The 18,723-nt window shown below is 44.6% G+C and carries 13 protein-coding genes; 7 read left to right on the forward strand and 6 right to left on the reverse strand.

Features of this window, described 5'->3' with window-relative positions:
• Positions 1-268: 268 nt before the first annotated feature.
• From AB1K83_RS13105 to AB1K83_RS13115, 3 genes are all read right to left on the reverse strand, one after another.
• The gene (locus AB1K83_RS13105; protein WP_413058654.1) at positions 269-820 is read right to left on the reverse strand and encodes a DL-endopeptidase inhibitor IseA family protein; all 552 of its coding nucleotides are present in this window, start codon (positions 818-820) and stop codon (positions 269-271) included.
• 148 nt (positions 821-968) lie between these two features.
• Positions 969-2,123 carry a glycerate kinase gene (locus AB1K83_RS13110; RefSeq protein WP_413058655.1) on the reverse strand — a complete coding sequence of 385 codons (1,155 nt, stop codon included), beginning with the start codon at positions 2,121-2,123 and terminating at the stop codon, positions 969-971.
• A 62-nt stretch (positions 2,124-2,185) separates the two neighbouring features.
• Positions 2,186-2,614 carry a VOC family protein gene (locus AB1K83_RS13115; RefSeq protein ID WP_413058656.1) on the reverse strand — a complete coding sequence of 143 codons (429 nt, stop codon included), beginning with the start codon at positions 2,612-2,614 and terminating at the stop codon, positions 2,186-2,188.
• A 137-nt stretch (positions 2,615-2,751) separates the two neighbouring features.
• On the opposite strand from AB1K83_RS13115, the gene AB1K83_RS13120 reads away from it, so the two are divergent.
• Positions 2,752-3,822: a hypothetical protein gene (locus AB1K83_RS13120; protein WP_413058657.1), complete on the forward strand. Its 1,071-nt coding sequence runs from the start codon at positions 2,752-2,754 to the stop codon at positions 3,820-3,822.
• 50 nt (positions 3,823-3,872) lie between these two features.
• Here AB1K83_RS13120 and yhdJ read toward each other — a convergent pair whose 3' ends face one another.
• Positions 3,873-4,787, reverse strand: coding sequence for an adenine-specific DNA-methyltransferase (gene yhdJ / locus AB1K83_RS13125; RefSeq protein WP_413058658.1), 915 nt, complete (start codon positions 4,785-4,787; stop codon positions 3,873-3,875).
• Positions 4,788-5,326: 539 nt separating this feature from the next.
• On the opposite strand from yhdJ, the gene AB1K83_RS13130 reads away from it, so the two are divergent.
• On the forward strand, positions 5,327-6,130 hold the full coding sequence (locus AB1K83_RS13130) for a metal-dependent hydrolase (RefSeq protein ID WP_413058659.1): 804 nt from the start codon (positions 5,327-5,329) through the stop codon (positions 6,128-6,130).
• Positions 6,131-6,438: 308 nt separating this feature from the next.
• Here AB1K83_RS13130 and AB1K83_RS13135 read toward each other — a convergent pair whose 3' ends face one another.
• On the reverse strand, positions 6,439-7,299 hold the full coding sequence (locus AB1K83_RS13135; protein WP_413058660.1) for a cytidyltransferase: 861 nt from the start codon (positions 7,297-7,299) through the stop codon (positions 6,439-6,441).
• 480 nt (positions 7,300-7,779) lie between these two features.
• On the opposite strand from AB1K83_RS13135, the gene sda reads away from it, so the two are divergent.
• The 5 genes from sda (at position 7,780) to AB1K83_RS13160 (ending at position 15,223) form a co-directional block, all read left to right on the forward strand.
• Positions 7,780-7,971 carry a sporulation histidine kinase inhibitor Sda gene (gene sda / locus AB1K83_RS13140; protein ID WP_413058661.1) on the forward strand — a complete coding sequence of 64 codons (192 nt, stop codon included), beginning with the start codon at positions 7,780-7,782 and terminating at the stop codon, positions 7,969-7,971.
• 98 nt (positions 7,972-8,069) lie between these two features.
• Positions 8,070-9,218, forward strand: a complete 1,149-nt coding sequence (locus tag AB1K83_RS13145; RefSeq protein WP_413058662.1) for a polysaccharide deacetylase family protein — start codon at positions 8,070-8,072, stop codon at positions 9,216-9,218.
• 140 nt (positions 9,219-9,358) lie between these two features.
• On the forward strand, positions 9,359-11,017 hold the full coding sequence (locus AB1K83_RS13150; RefSeq protein WP_413058663.1) for a hypothetical protein: 1,659 nt from the start codon (positions 9,359-9,361) through the stop codon (positions 11,015-11,017).
• A gap of 284 nt (positions 11,018-11,301) precedes the next feature.
• The gene (locus AB1K83_RS13155; protein ID WP_413058664.1) at positions 11,302-12,738 is read left to right on the forward strand and encodes an S-layer homology domain-containing protein; all 1,437 of its coding nucleotides are present in this window, start codon (positions 11,302-11,304) and stop codon (positions 12,736-12,738) included.
• A gap of 16 nt (positions 12,739-12,754) precedes the next feature.
• Entirely contained in the window at positions 12,755-15,223 is a 2,469-nt protein-coding gene (locus AB1K83_RS13160; RefSeq protein ID WP_413058665.1) for an S-layer homology domain-containing protein, read from the forward strand.
• 386 nt (positions 15,224-15,609) lie between these two features.
• On the opposite strand, the gene AB1K83_RS13165 is transcribed toward AB1K83_RS13160, so the two are convergent.
• A complete protein-coding gene (locus AB1K83_RS13165; protein ID WP_413058666.1) occupies positions 15,610-18,723 on the reverse strand; it encodes an efflux RND transporter permease subunit in 3,114 nt (1,037 codons plus the stop codon).

Below are 18,723 nucleotides of genomic sequence, written 5' to 3' on the forward strand. Positions count from 1 at the left end.
CCTTACAGTTCGCGGATTCCCCATGACAGTTCAGACTTTTGCCATGACAGTTTCCCCGGGACATGACAGTTTCGAAGATTGTCCTTACAGTTCGCGGATTCCCCATGACAGTTCAGACTTTTGCCATGACAGTTTCCCCGGGACATGACAGTTTCGAAGATTGTCCTTACAGTTCGCGGATTCCCCATGACAGTTCGGACTTTTGCCATGACAGTTTCCCAACGCCCAAAAAGACCTTGCCGTCATTCCGGCAAAGTCTCTTTTCCGCTCACTTGGTGACAAGGACCGGCAATTGGCTTAGGCGCCAGCCGGTTTTGTTTACATATTCATAAGTGACTTGATAGATTTCTGCTTCAGCCATCCCGGCAATCGGGACATTAAGTTGGAACACTTTTTTATTCTTGGATGAAGTCAATTCCTTGGCCTTCGCTTTGTTCCATTCCAATAAGGAACCGCCATCCGCTTCGATTTGTGCGATTTTCCCTTTGTATTTTATGAACCCGCTGTCTTTCACGTATTGTTTGGCTCCTTTTTTTGTCAGTGACTTTTCCAATTCCGCCATTAACTCCCTTTGGCGGTCCAAATGACCGGCCATGAATCTGTACGGAGTACCTTTATATGTGAAGGATTTATATTCTCCCTCTTTATAATTCCCTCCCGCTTGCACCAAACTTTTTGTCGCGTCCCAGTTCGCCGCCAATTCGACCGCTTTTTCCGGAGTCAACTCCCCATTATGTTTCGAAGCGGCCATTCCGGCTCCTTGAAATGAAAAACAGACTACCGCTAACAATGCCAGCCCCATCATCCATACTTTTTCCAACTCAATTCATCCCTTCCTCTGTGATATTTCATTAGACTTGGATGCTGGAAAAAGGTTTCAATATTCTTCAAATTTTTCCCTGATCATCCAACCTCATCATGTATATGCACCAGTTGAGGAAAGTTGCCAACTTTTATTGAACGGACCTTTATGTTTGCCACTTTCCATTAACCGATCGAATCAACCTGAACAATTGCTCCGCTGTGCGCTGCAAATTAGCCAGCGTCCGGTCGGATTCCATAGCTCCCTCCAAGGAAATGGGAGCATCCAAAATCGGAAAACAGGAGGTCATTCCCGACTGATGCAATTCTGAAAGATCCCCACTCACACTTCCCACCAACGCAATGACCGGGATGTGATACCGCGCAGCGAGCCGCGCCACGCCCGATGGTACCTTCCCCATGGAAGTCTGGGCATCCATTCTGCCCTCCCCGGTTATGACAAAATCCATACCTTTTATCTGTTCTTCCATATGTATTTTTTCAAAAATCAACTCGATACCCGGCTCAAGTTGTCCATTTAAAAACGCTGAAAAAGCAGCACCCAGACCTCCCGCCGCCCCTGCTCCGGCAAATGAATGGACATCCCGTCCAATCTCTTTCTGAACAAATTCCGCAAAGTAGCGCAACCCCGCATCCAGTTTCCGAACGACTTTCTCCGATGCCCCTTTCTGCGGACCATAGACAAATGCCGCGCCATTCGGTCCGTATAATGGATTGTCCACGTCACACGCGACGCGGAACGTGCAATCGTTCAGTTCCCTTATGACTTGTGATAGATCGATGGAGCAAATCTCCGGTAATATGCGTCCCCCGAATTCCACTTCATTCCCAACCGCGTCCTTGAACTGGAAGCCCAGCGCCTGCAGCATGCCGACCCCTGCATCATTCGTCGCACTGCCTCCAAGTCCGATAATGAATTCCCGGCATCCCCTTACTATTGCATCTTGAATCAATTCTCCAACACCATATGTCGTTGTAACCTCCGGATTGCGCTTACCTTCCGGAACTAATGGGAGTCCACACGCTGCCGCCACTTCAATAACCGCTGTCCTTCCATCTCCCAATATGCCATACAGCGCCATGACCTTTTCGCCGAGAGGTCCCGTCACTTCTCGAGACACCATTTTTCCGGAGGTGGCATGAACCAAACACTCCACCGTCCCTTCCCCGCCATCGGCAAGCGGCAGCGATACGATATCGGCATCGGGATACACATTTCGAATCCCCGCGGTAATCGCTTTACTTGCTTCGATCGATGACACACTCCCTTTGAATGAATCGATGGCAATCAGTACCTTCATCTGTATCCCTCCATAAAAAACGGGACTTTTTCAACGTTCGAAAAAGTCCCATGTTCACTTATTTACATGACCATCTCTTCTCCATCATGACTAAATTGCCATAGGATGCCGAACTTGTCTTCCACTTGACCGTAGCATTTACTCCAGAATGTCTCTTGAAGTTCCATCGTGACCGTACCGCCTTCTTTCATCTTCTCAAAAGCGGATGTTAATTCTTCCACATTCTTGCTGACAACGGCAAGGCTAATATTATTTCCCACTGTAAAAGGAGTACCAGGGAACGTATCCGAAAACATGATCACAGTCCCAAAAATTTCAACACGCGAATGCATCACCAAATGCTTTGCTTCTTCAGGCAATGGATACTCCGGATTCGGTGGAGAATCACCGAATGTCATGATTTGCGGTTCTTCTGTACCAAACACCTCAGCATAGAACTCGATTGCTTCCCGGCAGTTTCCATTGAATGTCAGATATACATTGACAGCCATGTTATCCATCCCTTCTATATTCCAGCTTCCACTTATTGTATCATGGACACGCCTAGGAAAACATATACTACCAGAATTTCTTAAAGACTGCATATGGTATAATTACATGGTATTTCTTGTAGAAAGAAGGATTTCAATTGAACTTTATTCAACAATATGTAAATGAAACGTATGGACCTAGAGCAAGCGAAGTCTATGAGATGCCGCTTATTCAATATCTCGTGAAAAAAACAGGATCTGTTAAAGCCTCGAGCAAAGCGCGTGGTTCATTCGCCAACCTCTATGCCCTCTACGTATTAATAGAAGACTACGTCGATAAAGGATTCATGGAGAAGAAAAAATATGCGGATTATGAAGGGATGATGTTCAGCGACGCCTTTAAACGGCAACGTGAATTGCCGTTTGGGGAAAAACTGCAAAATCATGCGCTCAACAGTCGGTGTAATGACGAGTTCCGTAAGTTCTTCACGTCGTTGGGCGAGGTTCCCATCACCCGAAATTTAGAGACGAAGCGCTACTGGATTAATGAAAAACTGCTAAAAAAAGATGAGCTTCATATAGCGAAAGATGTGTTGGCCATTATCGACCGGTATGTGGAATTGAAACTGGAGAACTTCAACACTTTTTTCGACGCTTGCGTGCAGCACAAAGAGAACTACAAAACAGATCCTGCCACTTCGCATGATTTTATCGTCGGCTTATTGAACCCAATGGTCGATGCGCGGATTTTTGAAATCGTTTCGTTTTGCCTGACCAAATTTTTCTATGACGGCAAAACTCTGATTGTCGGGGAATCCAAAGATACGCTAACTGAAGTTCCGGTAACACTGTATAAAACTGGCCGGACAAATGCAAATGACGGCGGCATCGATTTTATCATGAAGCCGTTGGGACGCATTTTTCAAGTGACCGAAGTGTTGGATTTCAAAAAATACTTTCTTGATATCGCGAAGGTCAATTATTTCCCCGTCACTTTCGTTGTCAAAACGGAGCTGAAGCCGGAAGAGGCGACAGAGCGGATTATGGAGCAAGCGAACATCCTCTACCCCGATGAATCGGTCCGTGTGAAATACACTGCCTGTTTTGAAGAAATTATTACGATTCCAACACTGAAAGATTACTTGGAAACGACTATTAAGAAGGACAAACTCGGTGACCTACTAGATGAACTGATTTTGCAATGCAAAGTGGAATATAATTTGGAGTGAATGGGGATTTGAACCCTCGACAGAAACCCCGCATATCTAAAAAGGAGCTCTCAAAAGAGGGCTCCTTGAATATATTTTGGATCATTCGGACCGTCCGAGTGATCTTTTTTTGATTTATTAGTCGTTTTCCGGCTCTTGTCCTTTTGCAAGACTTCTCCTTCGTACGTGTCTGCAATGCCGGTGCGACGGATACCGATTTTAAAAAAGTCTTCATTTAAATCAATGCCAATCGCTTTTCTTCCTAATTTGACAGCAACAGCTGATGTAGTGAACGATCCAGAAAACGGATCCAAGACAACATCGCCTTCATTGCTGGAAGCACGGATGATCCGCTCCAGCAAAGCTTCCGGCTTTTGCGTCGGATGATTTTCATATTCTTCCATTTTATAGCGAACTCGCGGCATTTCCCACACGTTGCCAGGTACTTTCTGCGTATTATAAGGCTGCGGCGGCGTCTTGCGGTAGTCGATCAATTTCCGTTGCGCGCCCGTTTTCGCCTCCACCAATATGTCTTCATAATTGAATGTATAACGGTCTTTTGCACTTTTATTCGCCATTACGATCGGTTCGTACAAGGAGCCGAACATTTTCTTCGACTGCACGCCCGAGCTATCGTACGTCCAAATAATCCGAGACAGGACATGATAATTTTCATTCACATAAATGTCCAAATAGGGCATATGCTGCGTCGCCGTCATGAAATAAAACGTCCCCGTCGGCTTCAGGACACGGAAGCATTCATCGATCCACCGCTTGCACCATGCAATATATTCATGTACATTCGACCAAGAATCTTTATTGTTCCCGAAGTCCTTCCCGATGTTATAGGGAGGATCTGCGAATATCAAATCGACCGATGCATCGTTCATTTTGCCCAAGATGTCCAAACTGCTGCCTTGCGCCACAAAACTACGGTCATTACTCATATGTTGAAATTCCAAGTTGTTAAAAATGCGATCCCACATCAAACGCAACCTCCTATCCTCTTTAGTTTACACTAAAGTGGCTGGGGGAAAAAGATTAGGCTTTACAAGCAAAAAGGAAACAGGCAAAGGAATTTTTCTCCTCCACCTGTTCCATTCGAATCATTTACTGGATAACTCCCTCTACCTTTTCCAAAACCTTTGTCGGCAGAACTTTGCCAGTCACTTCTCCAAATCCGACTCGATAGCCGTCCCCTTGGCACCAGCCGGTGATAGTCAATTCATCATAATATGTGTTTTTGAATTAACGACAAGCACACAACCAATGACTTTCTGTAATTCAAAGACGGGTGTCCCTTTTGGCAGCTGAGCAAATCCAGCGACCAAATATTATCATTCTCTCTCTATATACTCATATTCACACACCTTTCTATATATTATAACTATTTCATTGTATTGGCTCCCCGTTTTCGAATATGTATCTATGGAGAGTCACCTAGTTTTGAACAAGACTATATTAGACAGTTCTCCAAATAAACACTAAAGTGTCAATATATTCCAAATTTCCAGGAGGCGAAGAAATGAAAATTGTAAGACTCGGACATGCGATGTATTTGTTAAAAAGTAATACTAACAAGAACTATTTAATCGATCCATTCTTTGATTTGAATCCCGGCTGCCCTCAACAATATAATACTGCTGAATTTTTCAAAACTGTTGATACTGTTTTTTTGACACATGGTCATTTTGATCATACAAGCGGCCTTCAAAAACTGATAGATTCCAATCCCGAGCTTCTAGTTGTGGCCCCATATGAATTGGCGATGATACTACTTCAAAAAGGGATCCAGAACGTCTTCCCTCTCAATCTTGGAGGATCCATTCAATTGGAAGACGCCGTTGTCACGATGGTTCCGGCAAAACATAGCTCCTCATACGGAGAGACGGAAGGCACCCCGATATACGCCGGAGAGGCAGCGGGATACGTCTTTGAATTCACGGATGGACATACCGTCTATCATTCCGGCGACACCGCCCTTACCTACGACATTAAATTAATTCAAGAGCTCTACAAGCCGACTATAGCAATCCTTTCTTCTTCAGGTCATTTCACAATGGGGCAGCGGGAAGCCGCTTATGCCATCAAAAATTTACTCAATGTTGATTTCGTAATTCCAAGCCATACGTTCCCGTCCAAGGAAACGGCCGCATCGGTTGAAACGCTGGATCAATTAGTGGGCGCATTCCCGATTGTTGAGTTTATGATAGACCGAGATCAGGAGTTGGAAGAATTATTAAAGGACTATGATCGTACTCAAGTCGTTGTCTTAGGCTATGGAGAGGAACATGAATTCATATTAAAACCTGCCCATACTCCAAATTAAAAACACCAACCTCCCAACGTTGACGTTGGGAGGGTTTTCGCAATTGGGTTACCGTCTCATGAGATCAGTAATGGACACAAAAAAACCAACAGCATAAAGCAAAGGAAACGGGCTCTTGGCTCGAATCCGAATCGCTTCATACCGCTGGTTGTTAATCTACTTTTAAGAGATCAGAACTGTATCTTTCACTCGATAGATTAGCCAGCAAATTAATGTCGGGCTCTTTCGCGTCGCATTAATTATATCGAAACTTCAGAAAAGTGCGAGCGCTTCCTTTTAGTTCAGGAAGCTTTTTTATTGATGTTAATTCAACTATAACTAATTTCTTTCTCGGCAACACTTTCCCCGCTTTCGAGTAATGCCAGCCATTTAAAAGTGATCGGAGATCCTTCAAGTTTGTCGAGAGGGCTATTCTCTATTTTGACGGCAACGGTTTTTGCATTTTTCTCATTGAAATAGACAAATGCTATTCCAGACTTCTCATTCATCTTGATTTGATACATGCCCTCTTTCGGAAGCATCGTTCCCTCGGTTGGTACAAACTCGAGCAAGCTAAAGCGGTCTTCCTTTGTAATAATTCGCCGGGAACCTATAATGCCTTGCGTTTCATATTCGCTCCCCATATACAATTTTATGGAATCTACCTCTCCCTCGGTCAGCAGCTCTCGGATATAAGAAGAACTGATCTTTCTATCCTCTACCACCACTTTCGGTAAGACTGACACATCAAATCGGTTTTTTCCCAGCTGTGTCAACATGTCCATATTTCCTTTTCCCCTATGGCCATATGTATAGTCGAAGCCTGCGACCACATGCTTGACGTGCTTGTCCACAATATAGTCCTGGACAAATTGCTCCGGACTGAGTCGGGCAAACTCTTTCGTAAACTCCACGATGTACAGCCGCTCGACCCCAAGCCCTTTCATTTTTTCAATTTTTCCTTCCAAGGACATCAAATAATCAAACTTTCGCCCGCCCAACACTTCTTTCGGATGCGGATAAAAAGTCATAACCGCCAATTGCAATTCTTCCCGCTTTGTAAGCTCCCTAGCCTGTTCAATCAGACACCTATGCCCGATATGAACTCCATCAAAAAAACCAAGAGCCAAAACGGCCGGCTCGCTTACATCATATTCCCTATGTTGCTGATCCAAATAAATCACTTCCATACGAAATCCCCTCCTACAAACGAAAAAGCTATATTCGACTATTCTTAATCCATCTCTTCGACAATCGAATACAGCTTGTTATTTACTTAAGTAAATATGAAGGAGCACTCTCCTTCAGGCTTAAGTAAGTCAGCTTCTTTATCTTTTTACCAATATACATCATTTTTCAATAAATTCAAAGTCAACTGTTGTAAAAATTCAATAAAGGTGAATCTTTCCGGTATTCAATTAAAAACTTTTCGACAAATTTCGCATTTTCCACAACTGTGGATAACTTTGTTCACACTTTCCCGCATCATTCTCATGGGTTTGTGGACAATGTAAACAAATAAGGAACAAGTTATCCACGACTGCGTGTGGATAAAAGAACGGTTGTTCTTACTTCTTTTATTTGGTAGATTGTAGGTAGATCAAGGAAGTTATCTACTATTCTATTGGCCATGTGTATAAAATATGACGAATTGAAAGGAGATTTTTCGTATGATCCATCTGCCGAATGATTTATTAATCGAATCTTACATCAAAGCAAAGACCATCAAGCTACAGCCCGAGTTTATCAAAATGCTGGAAAACGAAATGAGGCGGCGCTTCTTGCTTACTGATGCTACACTGCAGACCCGTACTTCCGACTTGGATTATATCCACTTTCAATCGATTCAGTCATCACAATAGCATGTCCTATACTGCTACTTTTAAAACAATGTTGCCTTCTTAGCTCTTTCCGACTATGATGATAAAGTTGTAGTCTTTGAAAAAGGAGTCGGAAATAGTTGAAAAAAGTAGTAGTTTTGTTGATTCTCTGTCTATGGGCTTTGCCAAATTTCGCGGACGCTTCCGCTGTGAAAGCGGTGAAAATTACAGAAACGACTCCAGTGTTTAATGACAAGCAAAAAGTTGCTGTTTTTCAAAAAGGCACCACCCATACTGCCATCAAGGAATCTGATCGTTTTTATCATACCGTCATCGGAAACGAGGAAGTCAAGTTTTCCAAAATACGCGCAGTAGCCGTGAACAGTGAACCCCAGAACTTGAAAGGGTCACACCCGGTCCGGCTCAAAACGGTAAAAGCGGCGCAGATTTTGGATAAACCTGCATTGAAAGCTAAGGCGATTGGCAGTATGCAGCCAAACACGGTTTTATATGCCCAGCGTCAAAAGGGAAATTACTTTCCAATTATGATCGGCGGCGCCACAGGATATATTCATAAAAATGAAGTACAAATTGATACGGGCATCCCCGTTCTTATGTACCATGACATTGTCCACAAAAAAACGGATCAAAATGTTTCCAAATTGGAAGTGGCCAAGTTTCAAGAGCAGATGGATTATTTAAAGCGTAACCATTGGACAACCATTACGCCAACGGACCTGGAGCTTTGGGTGCAAAAGAAAAAGACGTTGCCGAAAAAGTCCGTGTTGATCACTTTTGATGACGGCTATGAGTCGACCATTCTTTTAGCCTATCCCATCTTGAAGAAACACGGTTTCCAAGCGACATCGTTCATCATTACGAGCCGCGTCAATCGGCCCGGCATGGTGAAGGAAGAAGATTTAATACGAACACAAGACGTGTATTCCTATCAGAATCATACTCACATGTTCCACTTATTCAATACGAAAAGCAATTTAAGTTATCTTCAATCCGAATCACAAGAAGCGATTTACTTGGACATCCTTCAAGCGAACCAAAGCATTGAGGAGATTTTAGGAGACGGATCGAGAGTGACCGCCCATGCCTATCCTTACGGGAAACGGGGACCGCAAGCCGTCCGCGCACTAATGGCATCCGGCATCACAAGCGCTTATACTATTGATGAAGGGAACGTCTTCCAAGGGGATTCCCTTTACTCCCTGAATCGCCAGCGCGTCCATTCGGGCATGTCTTTGAAAGACTTTGCCGATAGATTAGAAGGTAAATAAGAAAATCCCTTGCAAGTCGTTTGATTTGCAGGGGATTTTTTGATTGGGGAATTAGGGGTAACAAACTTACTACATTAACCGATATATAAACCATAAGGTGCTGATCCAATTACCTAAATACAATAACCGAGGTGTTGTCATTGTTTAATAAAGTACATATTCTGCTTGCTATGTTTAGTGTATTCATCATGACTTTTTTCATCCATCAGCCTGCCGAAGCCAGTTCCACGATCAGCGGCACCTTTGTAAGCGTGGATTATGAAGAAGTGCAAATTGATAAAAATACGACCGAAAAACGTCTATCCGGCATCACAATAAAAAATGACTCTGGGCGGACCACAACATTGAATATCGATAAATACGCCAAACTTTATGTCGATACCGTCCCTGTAAAAATCGAAGCGTTCAAACTGGGAATGGAAGTCGAGGCCGAGGTGAACTTACGCCGTGTCAAGACACTCCATGGAAAAACGGGAACCGCTCCCGCCAAAATCGAGCATCGCGATAAAACCATCGTCGGTACAGTGACCCGACTGGATCCGAGGGGTACATCCCTGTCCATTCGCCTGGATAACGGGCAAGCAAAAACGTATTATCTTCGAAACCAAACCGAAGTGTTCAAAGGGACTGCTTTGATGGACCTTAGCGTTTTGTATGAAGGCGACCGGGTGAAACTACTCTTTGATGAATATGATACGAATTTCATTGAATCCATCGAAGTCATCGTTCAAGGGATCAAAGTCGAGTCGCTTTACAAAGGAACGATTTCCCGGATTGATCCGATCAGTAAACGGATTTATCTACGCGATGAGATGATCTTCAAAAATTGGGGTTGGTTTCCGAATACATATAGAAGCAATAGCTTCTACAGCTATTCCCCAACCATCCCGATCTACGTCGGCAATCAACTGATCAAATCAGACCAGCTTCGGCATTATGCCAATCACGATGTCTATTTTGCCACCGTCAGCCAATTTGGCAAAGAAGTTATCGAGAAGATGATTATTAAGAAGAAAAACGAACGAACCTTTTATGAATCGATGACTGCGGTCAATACATCGGCCAAATGGATTTCATTCGACCGCATTGGCAAAATCCCTTTCCACGACGGCACTATCCTGATCCGGAACGGTCAATTAATCGATCCGATCAGCCTGCAATCTAGCGGTAAAGCGTTTGTTGTGACGGAAGGCGGGACGAAGAGTGAGTTTGCAAATGTCGTTCATATAACAAATGACGGCTTCCAAAGCCCGAATCTCGTTAATCACCAGATTTATTTTGGGAAAATCCACTATGCGACTCCGTATGACGTGACATTAACTGAAGTGCTTGAGTTGACGGAAAATGATTGGACAAACGCTTCATCCATCCAATTTTCATATAGCAACGATACAGCTGCAGTTGAGGACTTTTTAGATGATGTGTTGATCGTCAACCCACACGTGGATTTCCATACTTCCCATGTGAATGGAAGATACGGCTATTTCTATGTGGCCGATGGACATATTGTAGCCGCGCATTTGCTTGATAAAAAGATTACTAGTCCGCGAATCGATTCCCTTGTTTCCGTGGGGAGATTCGATGGCTTTACTACTAGTAATAAGAACATCCGGATCCGGAATATCAGCCAATGGACCGGTTCATGGGAAACGGCGCCTGAAATCTCAAGTATGAACCTCCGACAAGCCACCCTGATCCGTGATGGAAAAGTAATCCCGGCTTCCCAATTGAAAAAAGGAGATCGCATCTACGTCCTTCATGAGAGCAGAGTGAAAGGTCGGATTTTGTTAGTGAATTGAGGCATGGTATAGCACCTGAAGTTAGTGCTGACTGGAATGTATGAGCGCTTGTGTAGAGTTATCAGCGCTGACTGGAATATATGAGCGGTTCTCCGGAGTTATCAGCGCTGGACAGACTATATGAGCACTTCTTCGGAATTATCAGCGCTCATTGGAAAACATGAGCCGCGCGCAAGGTTATGAATTACAGATTTTATCAGCATTCACGGGGGCGAGGAATAGTTCCTCCCTCCCTCTTCTTGATTTACAATAAAATGATAAGGAAAAGGTGAAAAATAAATATTATGACCGGAATCTTACAAAAACGCAACCTAGTCTCCAGCCTCTTAGTTCTCTTGTCCCTCTTCCTATTCGTTCCGCAAGCAGCCGCGAAACCACTTGATTATAACGGCGGCGTTAAGAATGAATATACGTACGAGGAAGTATTTTTCCTGACAGGATACCCAATTAGGTTTTCAGGGAAAGCAACAGTTTCCGAAAAACTGAACAAAGACAAACTGACGAATACATACCGCTTCACCCTGACCAGCCCAGAAGGCCATAAGTTGACACGAAGCGTCGTCTATGAGGCAGTCGTGGATGAACGGAAAGACAAAGGACAAACGACATCCCAAACAGATGTCAAAAGCTATTCCGAAAAAGTGACAATCGGCAAAGAGACCTATACATTAGCTGACTATCAGTTCTCCCAAGGAGCGGTGAGCGATAACCGCCCCGCTTCCGACTACTATTCCGGAAATGTCGTCGGTCGAAAAATCTATAAGCATGTTGGAACAGATAAAAAAGAAAACATGATTACCGTCCATATGAGCGGGCGCAATATGGGCTATGAGAACTTCTGGGGCGCTACCGAAACCCAATTCATGGATTTCCAGATTGAAACAAATCGCGGCCAAGCGTTTGTTTCAAGCAAAGTGTCCGATAGCAAATCCAAAGTGCTGCAATATGAGCCTCATGATCCCTCCCTATCCAGCTTTACAGGTGGACATGCGGTCATCAGCAAATCCAATATGATCAGTGAGTATTCGTATGACATCCCGTTTGGTGCAGGAAAAGGGGTTGTTCATTTGAACCAAGAGATGGTTCCGAAGATTGAAAGATTGATTGTCCCAAAATTCCGCGACCTATCAAAACATTGGGCGAAAGATAATATTGAAAAACTATACTCCCTTGGTGTGTTTGATGAAACAACGCAGTTCTTCTCTCCCAACACGCCGATGAAACGTTATCAATATACAGTCGGTGTGTTGAAAGCAGTCGATATCCGAGTATTGGAAGATCCGAAAAGCAAGAAAAAGACTGTGAAAAAAGCGATTTTCAATGATTTGGACGTCAAAGATCCCGACTATGGCTATATTGAAAGCGCAGTTGAAAAAGGGATCATTACAGGCGTTACGCCGGATAAATTTAATCCGGACGGACCGATTACACGTGTCCAAGCAATTGCCATCCTGGTCCGCGCACTTGGTATGGAAGGCCGCGCGCCAAGTCCTGGCTACCGCACCAATTATGTGGATAACCATAAAATTCCTAACTGGGCAAGAGATAGTGTCTATGTTGCAACGGAGCTAGGTCTTGTATCGGGAGATCAATTCAACCGCTTTAATCCGAATGAGCCGTTGACTCGCGCTCAAGCGGCGGCTGTCACGGTGCGTTTCCTGGATTTCCTTGAAAATGATTTAAAACAGAACTATCGGGATGACATGTTGTTTTTTGACTGATGAAAGGGTGTTTTAGATGCTTCATAGACTAAAAAAATTTGGTTCCATTTTTCTAATGTTCCTGTTGCTGACATCTATGAACCCGTTGACACCAAGTGCTGCCCCATTGTTCAAAGATGTCAAAACGGGCCATTGGGCAGCTCCTTCTATTGAATGGGCTGCCGCGGAAGGTCTGACTAGCGGATATCCGGACGGCACTTTTGCTCCCGAGCGACCAATTACCGAAGCACAATTTGTCAGTCTGCTCGTCGCCTTTGATTGCTCCTCGCCAAAATCGTTCGCGGCCAATCCAGGCGAGCATAAGGCTTCGGGCAATTATCGCTATTTGCAACAACGCCAAATTCCGCTCAATGGCTATTACAACACATATTTTCGCGACCAGCCTGTCAAAAAAGGGCAAGCGGCACGCATCATCGCCGCTTACCGTGGTTTTGATTTGAGCGAAGCCGAAGCGGTTCAATTTTTGTATCGGAACGACTTGGCCAATGGAGCGACCGGCAAAAACGATTATCAGGATTACAGCCCGAAGCTTGACATGACACGTGCAGAAGCGGTCTTCCTACTGCACCGTCTTTCCAAGCAAGGCAGTTGTGAAATAACCGGTTTATCCAAACGTCCGAATGGCAGCGACAACAGCAAGAATCCAACGCCGCCGAACTTTAAGGATGACGATACCGTCGTCTTCCAACCGAAGCCGGGCAAACCGAGCGCGACCCTACCGAACGGACCGGCTAACGGGCAATATGTCGAAGTGGATGTCGAGAAGAAAACCTTAATTGCCAATGGGGTCGATTCCACATTCATCACACTATCGCTGTTGGATTGCAATGGAAATCCGATTGCTTATGAGGATTCATCGCCGTTTAAAGTGACGTCGGAACGTGGAGCTAAATTAGATAATAGCTATTTCGGTCACACGGAATATACTTCTGTATACAACAGTGCAGATGAACATAGGCTAATCGAAGCCCAAGCAATCGCATCGAAAGCTTGGGAGGACGTACAGGCGGCAAGGCTGACGGGCAGTATTTCCTTGGTCAATGAAAAAATTCGAATTGCGCAAGCTGCCGATGCGGAAGTGGCCGCCATCCGAGCCAGATTGGACCGGACCGGTTCCTATGTCACTTATCGCACAAGTACGACGACTTCCTCAGATGGACCGGAAGTGACAGTGAAAGTAACGGCGCCGGCAGTGAAGGTAGCGCAGACCGACACGATCTCATTCCACCTTACTAATTCAAATCAAACGAATATGACATGTTACTCGAAACCGGTGACAGTGGAATTGGAATATGTTCCTCAATTGGAATTGCGAATGAAATATGAAGAAGTACGGACCCAGGGATCACCATACTTTATTGTAACGGCAACACTCGCCCGTCCAGGCAATGAAATTATTAGGAGTTTTGATGGAGCGGTAAAACTTCAATCCATGGAAGGCGCCAATTTGCCTAGCGAAGTAAGGTTTTCTAATGGAGTGGCACGCTTTACGGTAAACCCTTTTAATTCTACGAGAACCGTGCGTGATTTAATTACAGCTGAAATCATTACCGATTCCTCGCATTACAGGAGTGAAATTGCGCCACTGCTGAATAAAAAACATAGTCTCGAATTAGTGTATGATCCGCAATTGCGAAACGATGCAAGCTGTTCGGCTAACGATGTGGAAGTGGCGTTCATTCTAGATGCGTCAGGCAGTATGAAACGAAATGACCCAAGGGACCACCGGATTTCAAAATCTAAAGAACTAATTGAAGCTATACTAGCTCCTAAGAATATTGGAACTAAATTCAATTCAAGGGGAACCCATTTGATGAAATGGGATCGTACTTCAGTAAAAAACAGCTTTAACTCAGTTGGACATTCTGGTGGTACAAATATAGCGGACGGATTAAATAAAGCATTCAATGAATTTGATCCGCCCAATGGGAATCGGAAATTTGCCATCCTTCTCACAGATGGACATTCCAACGAGCAAAGAGTAATCAATCAAATCGCAGAAGTGAAAAAGAAAGAAATTAAAGTATTCACGATTGGCCTTGGAAAAAATGTCAATCATAAATTATTGCAAAAGTTGGCGGATGAAACAGGCGGCTACTATTTCCATATCAATGATAGCAGTGAAATCGCTATAGCCTATCAATCGATTTTAGCCGCCATCACATGCGGCACACCACCGCCGACATGCGGGGCATCCGATTTGGCGTTCTCCTCCCCTTCCATTACAAGAACTGGATCCGAAGTTCTGATGTTCACGGAAGTCCGGGAAGGTTGTGGGGAGATTGCGAAAGTGGTTGTACGATTCCATTCGAATCATGGAACCGTTGATTACCAATTGTATGGTAGAGGACAAGATATATTCCGGTTGGATAAGCCAATCCGGGAAATCACTAACTTCGATTTATATACCGAAGGCGAATTCCTCGCATTCGACCGGACCGGCAAACTAGTCGGAGTCCGAAAAGTACCGATTTCTTATGAATAAATGAAAAAAGGTTCCAGCATCATGTGCGCTGGAACCTTTTTTCGATTAGGTAGGGTCGGGTTGGGGAAAGCGTTTCGAAGTTTGAACGCAACGTTTCTAGGTAAGGTAAATACGTTTCGAAAATCAGATGAAACGTTTCGAGGTGAGGACATTTCGTTTAGAACTCGAGGCGAAACGTTGTGAGGTGGACAATTCGTTTAGAAGTTCGGATGAAACGTTGTGAAGTAGGGACACTTCGTTTAGAAGCTCAGTTAAAACGTTGTGAAGTACATTCAAAATGTTGCGAGGTTAGGCGCAATCGGAACATGATTTTTCCCTCTCAACACAAAAGGAAGAAAAGACAAAACGTCTTTTCTTCCCCACTCTTGTAACTGCGCATCCCCTACTTAATTCTCCTCAACCGTCTCTTTCCGTTTTCCAAACCGAAGAAAACGCGGGAATTGCGGAACACGAAACTTCGCTTTCACATTCTCCATCATTAAATATAGCACTGGAATAAGCACCAGGGTGAAAACCGTCGAGAACAGTAATCCAAAGATGATGACAACCGCCATCGGTCTTTGCGATTCCGTACCTTCACCGAGGCCTAAGAAAAGTGGCACCATTCCAAGCACGGTCGTCAATGTTGTCATCAGGATAGGGCGCAAACGGCTCAATCCTGACTGAATGATGGCTTCGTATAAGTCCACGCCTTTTCCACGGAGAATATTGATGTAATCAACCAAAATAATTGCGTTGTTTACAACAATCCCAGCTAGCATGATAAACCCGATAAAGGCGGGTACACTTAAGGACTGGCCGGTGATAAATAACCCTAACAGCACACCGATCACCGTAGTAGGCAGTGAAAACATAATAATGAATGGATGTGCAAACGATTCAAATTGGACAGCCATGACCATGTAAACTAAGAAGATGGACAAAGCAAGCGCCATCGTTAGCTGCATGAATGCGTCCGCCATCTCATCTGCCTGACCGCCCGTGTTAATTTGATAACCGTCAGGCAAATTCATCGTTTCAATCCGTAGATTTACATCCTTAATTACACTTCCCAGATCACGGTCCCGTAAATCTGCTGTAACCCGCATTTGGCGCTCTTGGTTGCTGCGGTTGATTTCCGTAGGACCTTGGCGATATGAAAGGTCAGCTACTGCGGTTAGCGGTACATCCACGCCCTTGTTTGAACGGATCACCATCGTTTCCAAGTCGCGGATCGATTGACGGCTATCCTCCGGCAGCAGAACCCGGACATCAAATTCACTTCCATCATGGCGATAGCGCGTTGCGGTTTGTCCATTGAATGCCAATGTAACTTCATTCATTACTTGCTGATAAGATAGTCCGTATTCACTTGCAATGTTCCGTTTAACCACAATCGTCAGCTCGGGACGCCCTTCACTGAACGAGCTTTCCACGTTCGCAACGCCGTCGATTTCGTCAAGCTCCCACATGACTTGCTGTGATAAATCTTTTAAGACATTCATATCTTTTCCGGTTATATTGATTTGAACAGGCGCACCACCGCCGAGCCCCATATCCATCCCTGTCACCTTGAACTCGGCCCCCGGGATATCTTGGAGCTTGTTATCCAGTTCCGCAATTAACTGCTTTGTAGTCATCGTACGTTCGGATGAAGGAACCAGCTGAATCATATAGGACGCGATATTGGAGCCACCTCCAAATCCGGAACCTCCTCCCGATCCAATTCCAACATAACTGGTGCGAATGATGCCTTTGTAGTTTTGGAGAATAGCGTCCACCTCACCTACGACGGCCTCTGTCTCCTCAAGCTTTACCCCTGCCTGCAACGTTACACTCACTTGGATTTCCCCTGTATCACCTTCGGGAATAAATTCAGCTCCGATAAACGGTGTGACAGCAAAGCTAAGTACAATCAGCAAAAATGTAATCGCAACGGTCGTTTTCCTGAAACGCAATGCAAGTTCCAGCACTTTTTTATACAATGGTTTTACTAGATTGAACCTGCCTTGTTTTCCTTCATTATCTATGCCAAAGTTCGCTTTTGTTTTACCTAGCAATTTGGATGCCAGCATCGGAATGATCGTCAACGAAACGACTAAGGACGCAAACAACGCAAATGCGACTGTATAGGACAATGGCCTGAATAATTGGGACGCCATCCCGCTGACAAATACGATCGGCAAGAAAACGACAACCGTTGTCATCGTGGACGCAAACACGGCCGGGGCCAGTTCAGCCGCCCCTTCCCGGGCCGCGTCCACCAAATTATATCCTTGCTGTCGCTTCGTAAAAATGTTTTCCAAAATAACGATGGAGCTGTCGACCATCATTCCTAGTCCTAGCGCCAAGCCACCCATGGAAAGGACGTTCAGTGTTTCCCCAGTAAAGTACATAAGTGTAAACGTCGCAATGATCGAAATAGGGATTGAAATTGCGATGATAATCGTCGTTCGAATGCTTCGTAGAAAGAGAAATAAAATTCCGATAGCCAAACATCCGCCAATTAACATATTGTTCACGACACTGCTGATGGAATCCCGGATATAATCCGAGGTGTCCATAATGACGGACAGTTCCATGCCCCTACTATTAAGCCTTTCCTGTAAAGCCGGCATACTTTTTAAAAGATTATCCGAAACTTGCACGGAATTTCCATCCGATATCTTCATGACGGATATAACGAGCGCTTCTTCACCGTTTACTTTGGCTATTTGCGACATGGATTTAAAACTATCTTCTACTGTTGCTACGTCAGACACCTTAATGGTCCGACCATCTTGGAGAGATATCATTGTATTTCGAATATCATCGAGAGAAGTGAACTCACCATCAATACGCAATTGTAAATCCTGCGCGCCCCTTCTCAAGTTTCCAGCAGAGGCAGCCCGATTTTCCCCGTTAATGGCTTGAATGACTTGAGCACCTGTCAAATTGTAATGCGCTAATTTGGCACGGTCCAATTCAACTTGAATTTCCCTCGTCTTTCCACCTTCCACCGTAACAGAGGCGACTCCCTCAATCCGTTCAAAATGCGGTCTGACTTCATCTTCTGCAATTTCTTGTAGTCTTTCAAGAGGGGCTCCGCCTAAACCGATCCACATGACAGGAGTCGCTTGCGGATCAATTTTAATAATTTTGGGAGAGCCGGCATCATCAGGCAATGCCCCGGTCACCAAGTCCAGTTTTTCCCGAATATCATTCATCGTGGAATCGATTTTCTTTCCCCAATCAAACTCCAGGATGACAAGCGAAGAACCCGGCGCTGAGGTTGAATTAATTCTTTTCAATCCCTCAATGGAACCTACTGCCTGCTCTATCGGACGTGTAAGGAGTTCTTCCACTTCTTGCGGGGCAGCACCATCATAGCTCGTCGCTACGACCGCCACCGGAACTTCAATTTCTGGCATCAAGTCAATGGCTAGGTTTTTTAAGGAAATCATCCCTAAAACGAGGGCAGCCATCACGAACATGATAATGCCTACAGGCCTTTTCACAGAAAAATCAACGAGGTGTTTCAC

The sequence above is a fragment of the Sporosarcina sp. 179-K 3D1 HS genome (assembly GCF_047228905.1).
Lineage (GTDB): Bacteria > Bacillota > Bacilli > Bacillales_A > Planococcaceae > Sporosarcina.

Excerpts from the sequence above, each read along its gene's own strand:
- AB1K83_RS13130 (WP_413058659.1), top strand. The coding sequence starts at position 5,327 with ATGAAAATTGTAAGACTCGGACATGCGATGTATTTGTTAAAAAGTAAT.
- sda (WP_413058661.1), top strand. The coding sequence starts at position 7,780 with ATGATCCATCTGCCGAATGATTTATTAATCGAATCTTACATCAAAGCA.
- AB1K83_RS13160 (WP_413058665.1), top strand. The coding sequence starts at position 12,755 with ATGCTTCATAGACTAAAAAAATTTGGTTCCATTTTTCTAATGTTCCTG.
- AB1K83_RS13110 (WP_413058655.1), bottom strand. The coding sequence starts at position 2,123 with ATGAAGGTACTGATTGCCATCGATTCATTCAAAGGGAGTGTGTCATCG.
- AB1K83_RS13135 (WP_413058660.1), bottom strand. The coding sequence starts at position 7,299 with ATGGAAGTGATTTATTTGGATCAGCAACATAGGGAATATGATGTAAGC.
- yhdJ (WP_413058658.1), bottom strand. The coding sequence starts at position 4,787 with ATGTGGGATCGCATTTTTAACAACTTGGAATTTCAACATATGAGTAAT.
- AB1K83_RS13115 (WP_413058656.1), bottom strand. The coding sequence starts at position 2,614 with ATGGCTGTCAATGTATATCTGACATTCAATGGAAACTGCCGGGAAGCA.
- AB1K83_RS13155 (WP_413058664.1), top strand. The coding sequence starts at position 11,302 with ATGACCGGAATCTTACAAAAACGCAACCTAGTCTCCAGCCTCTTAGTT.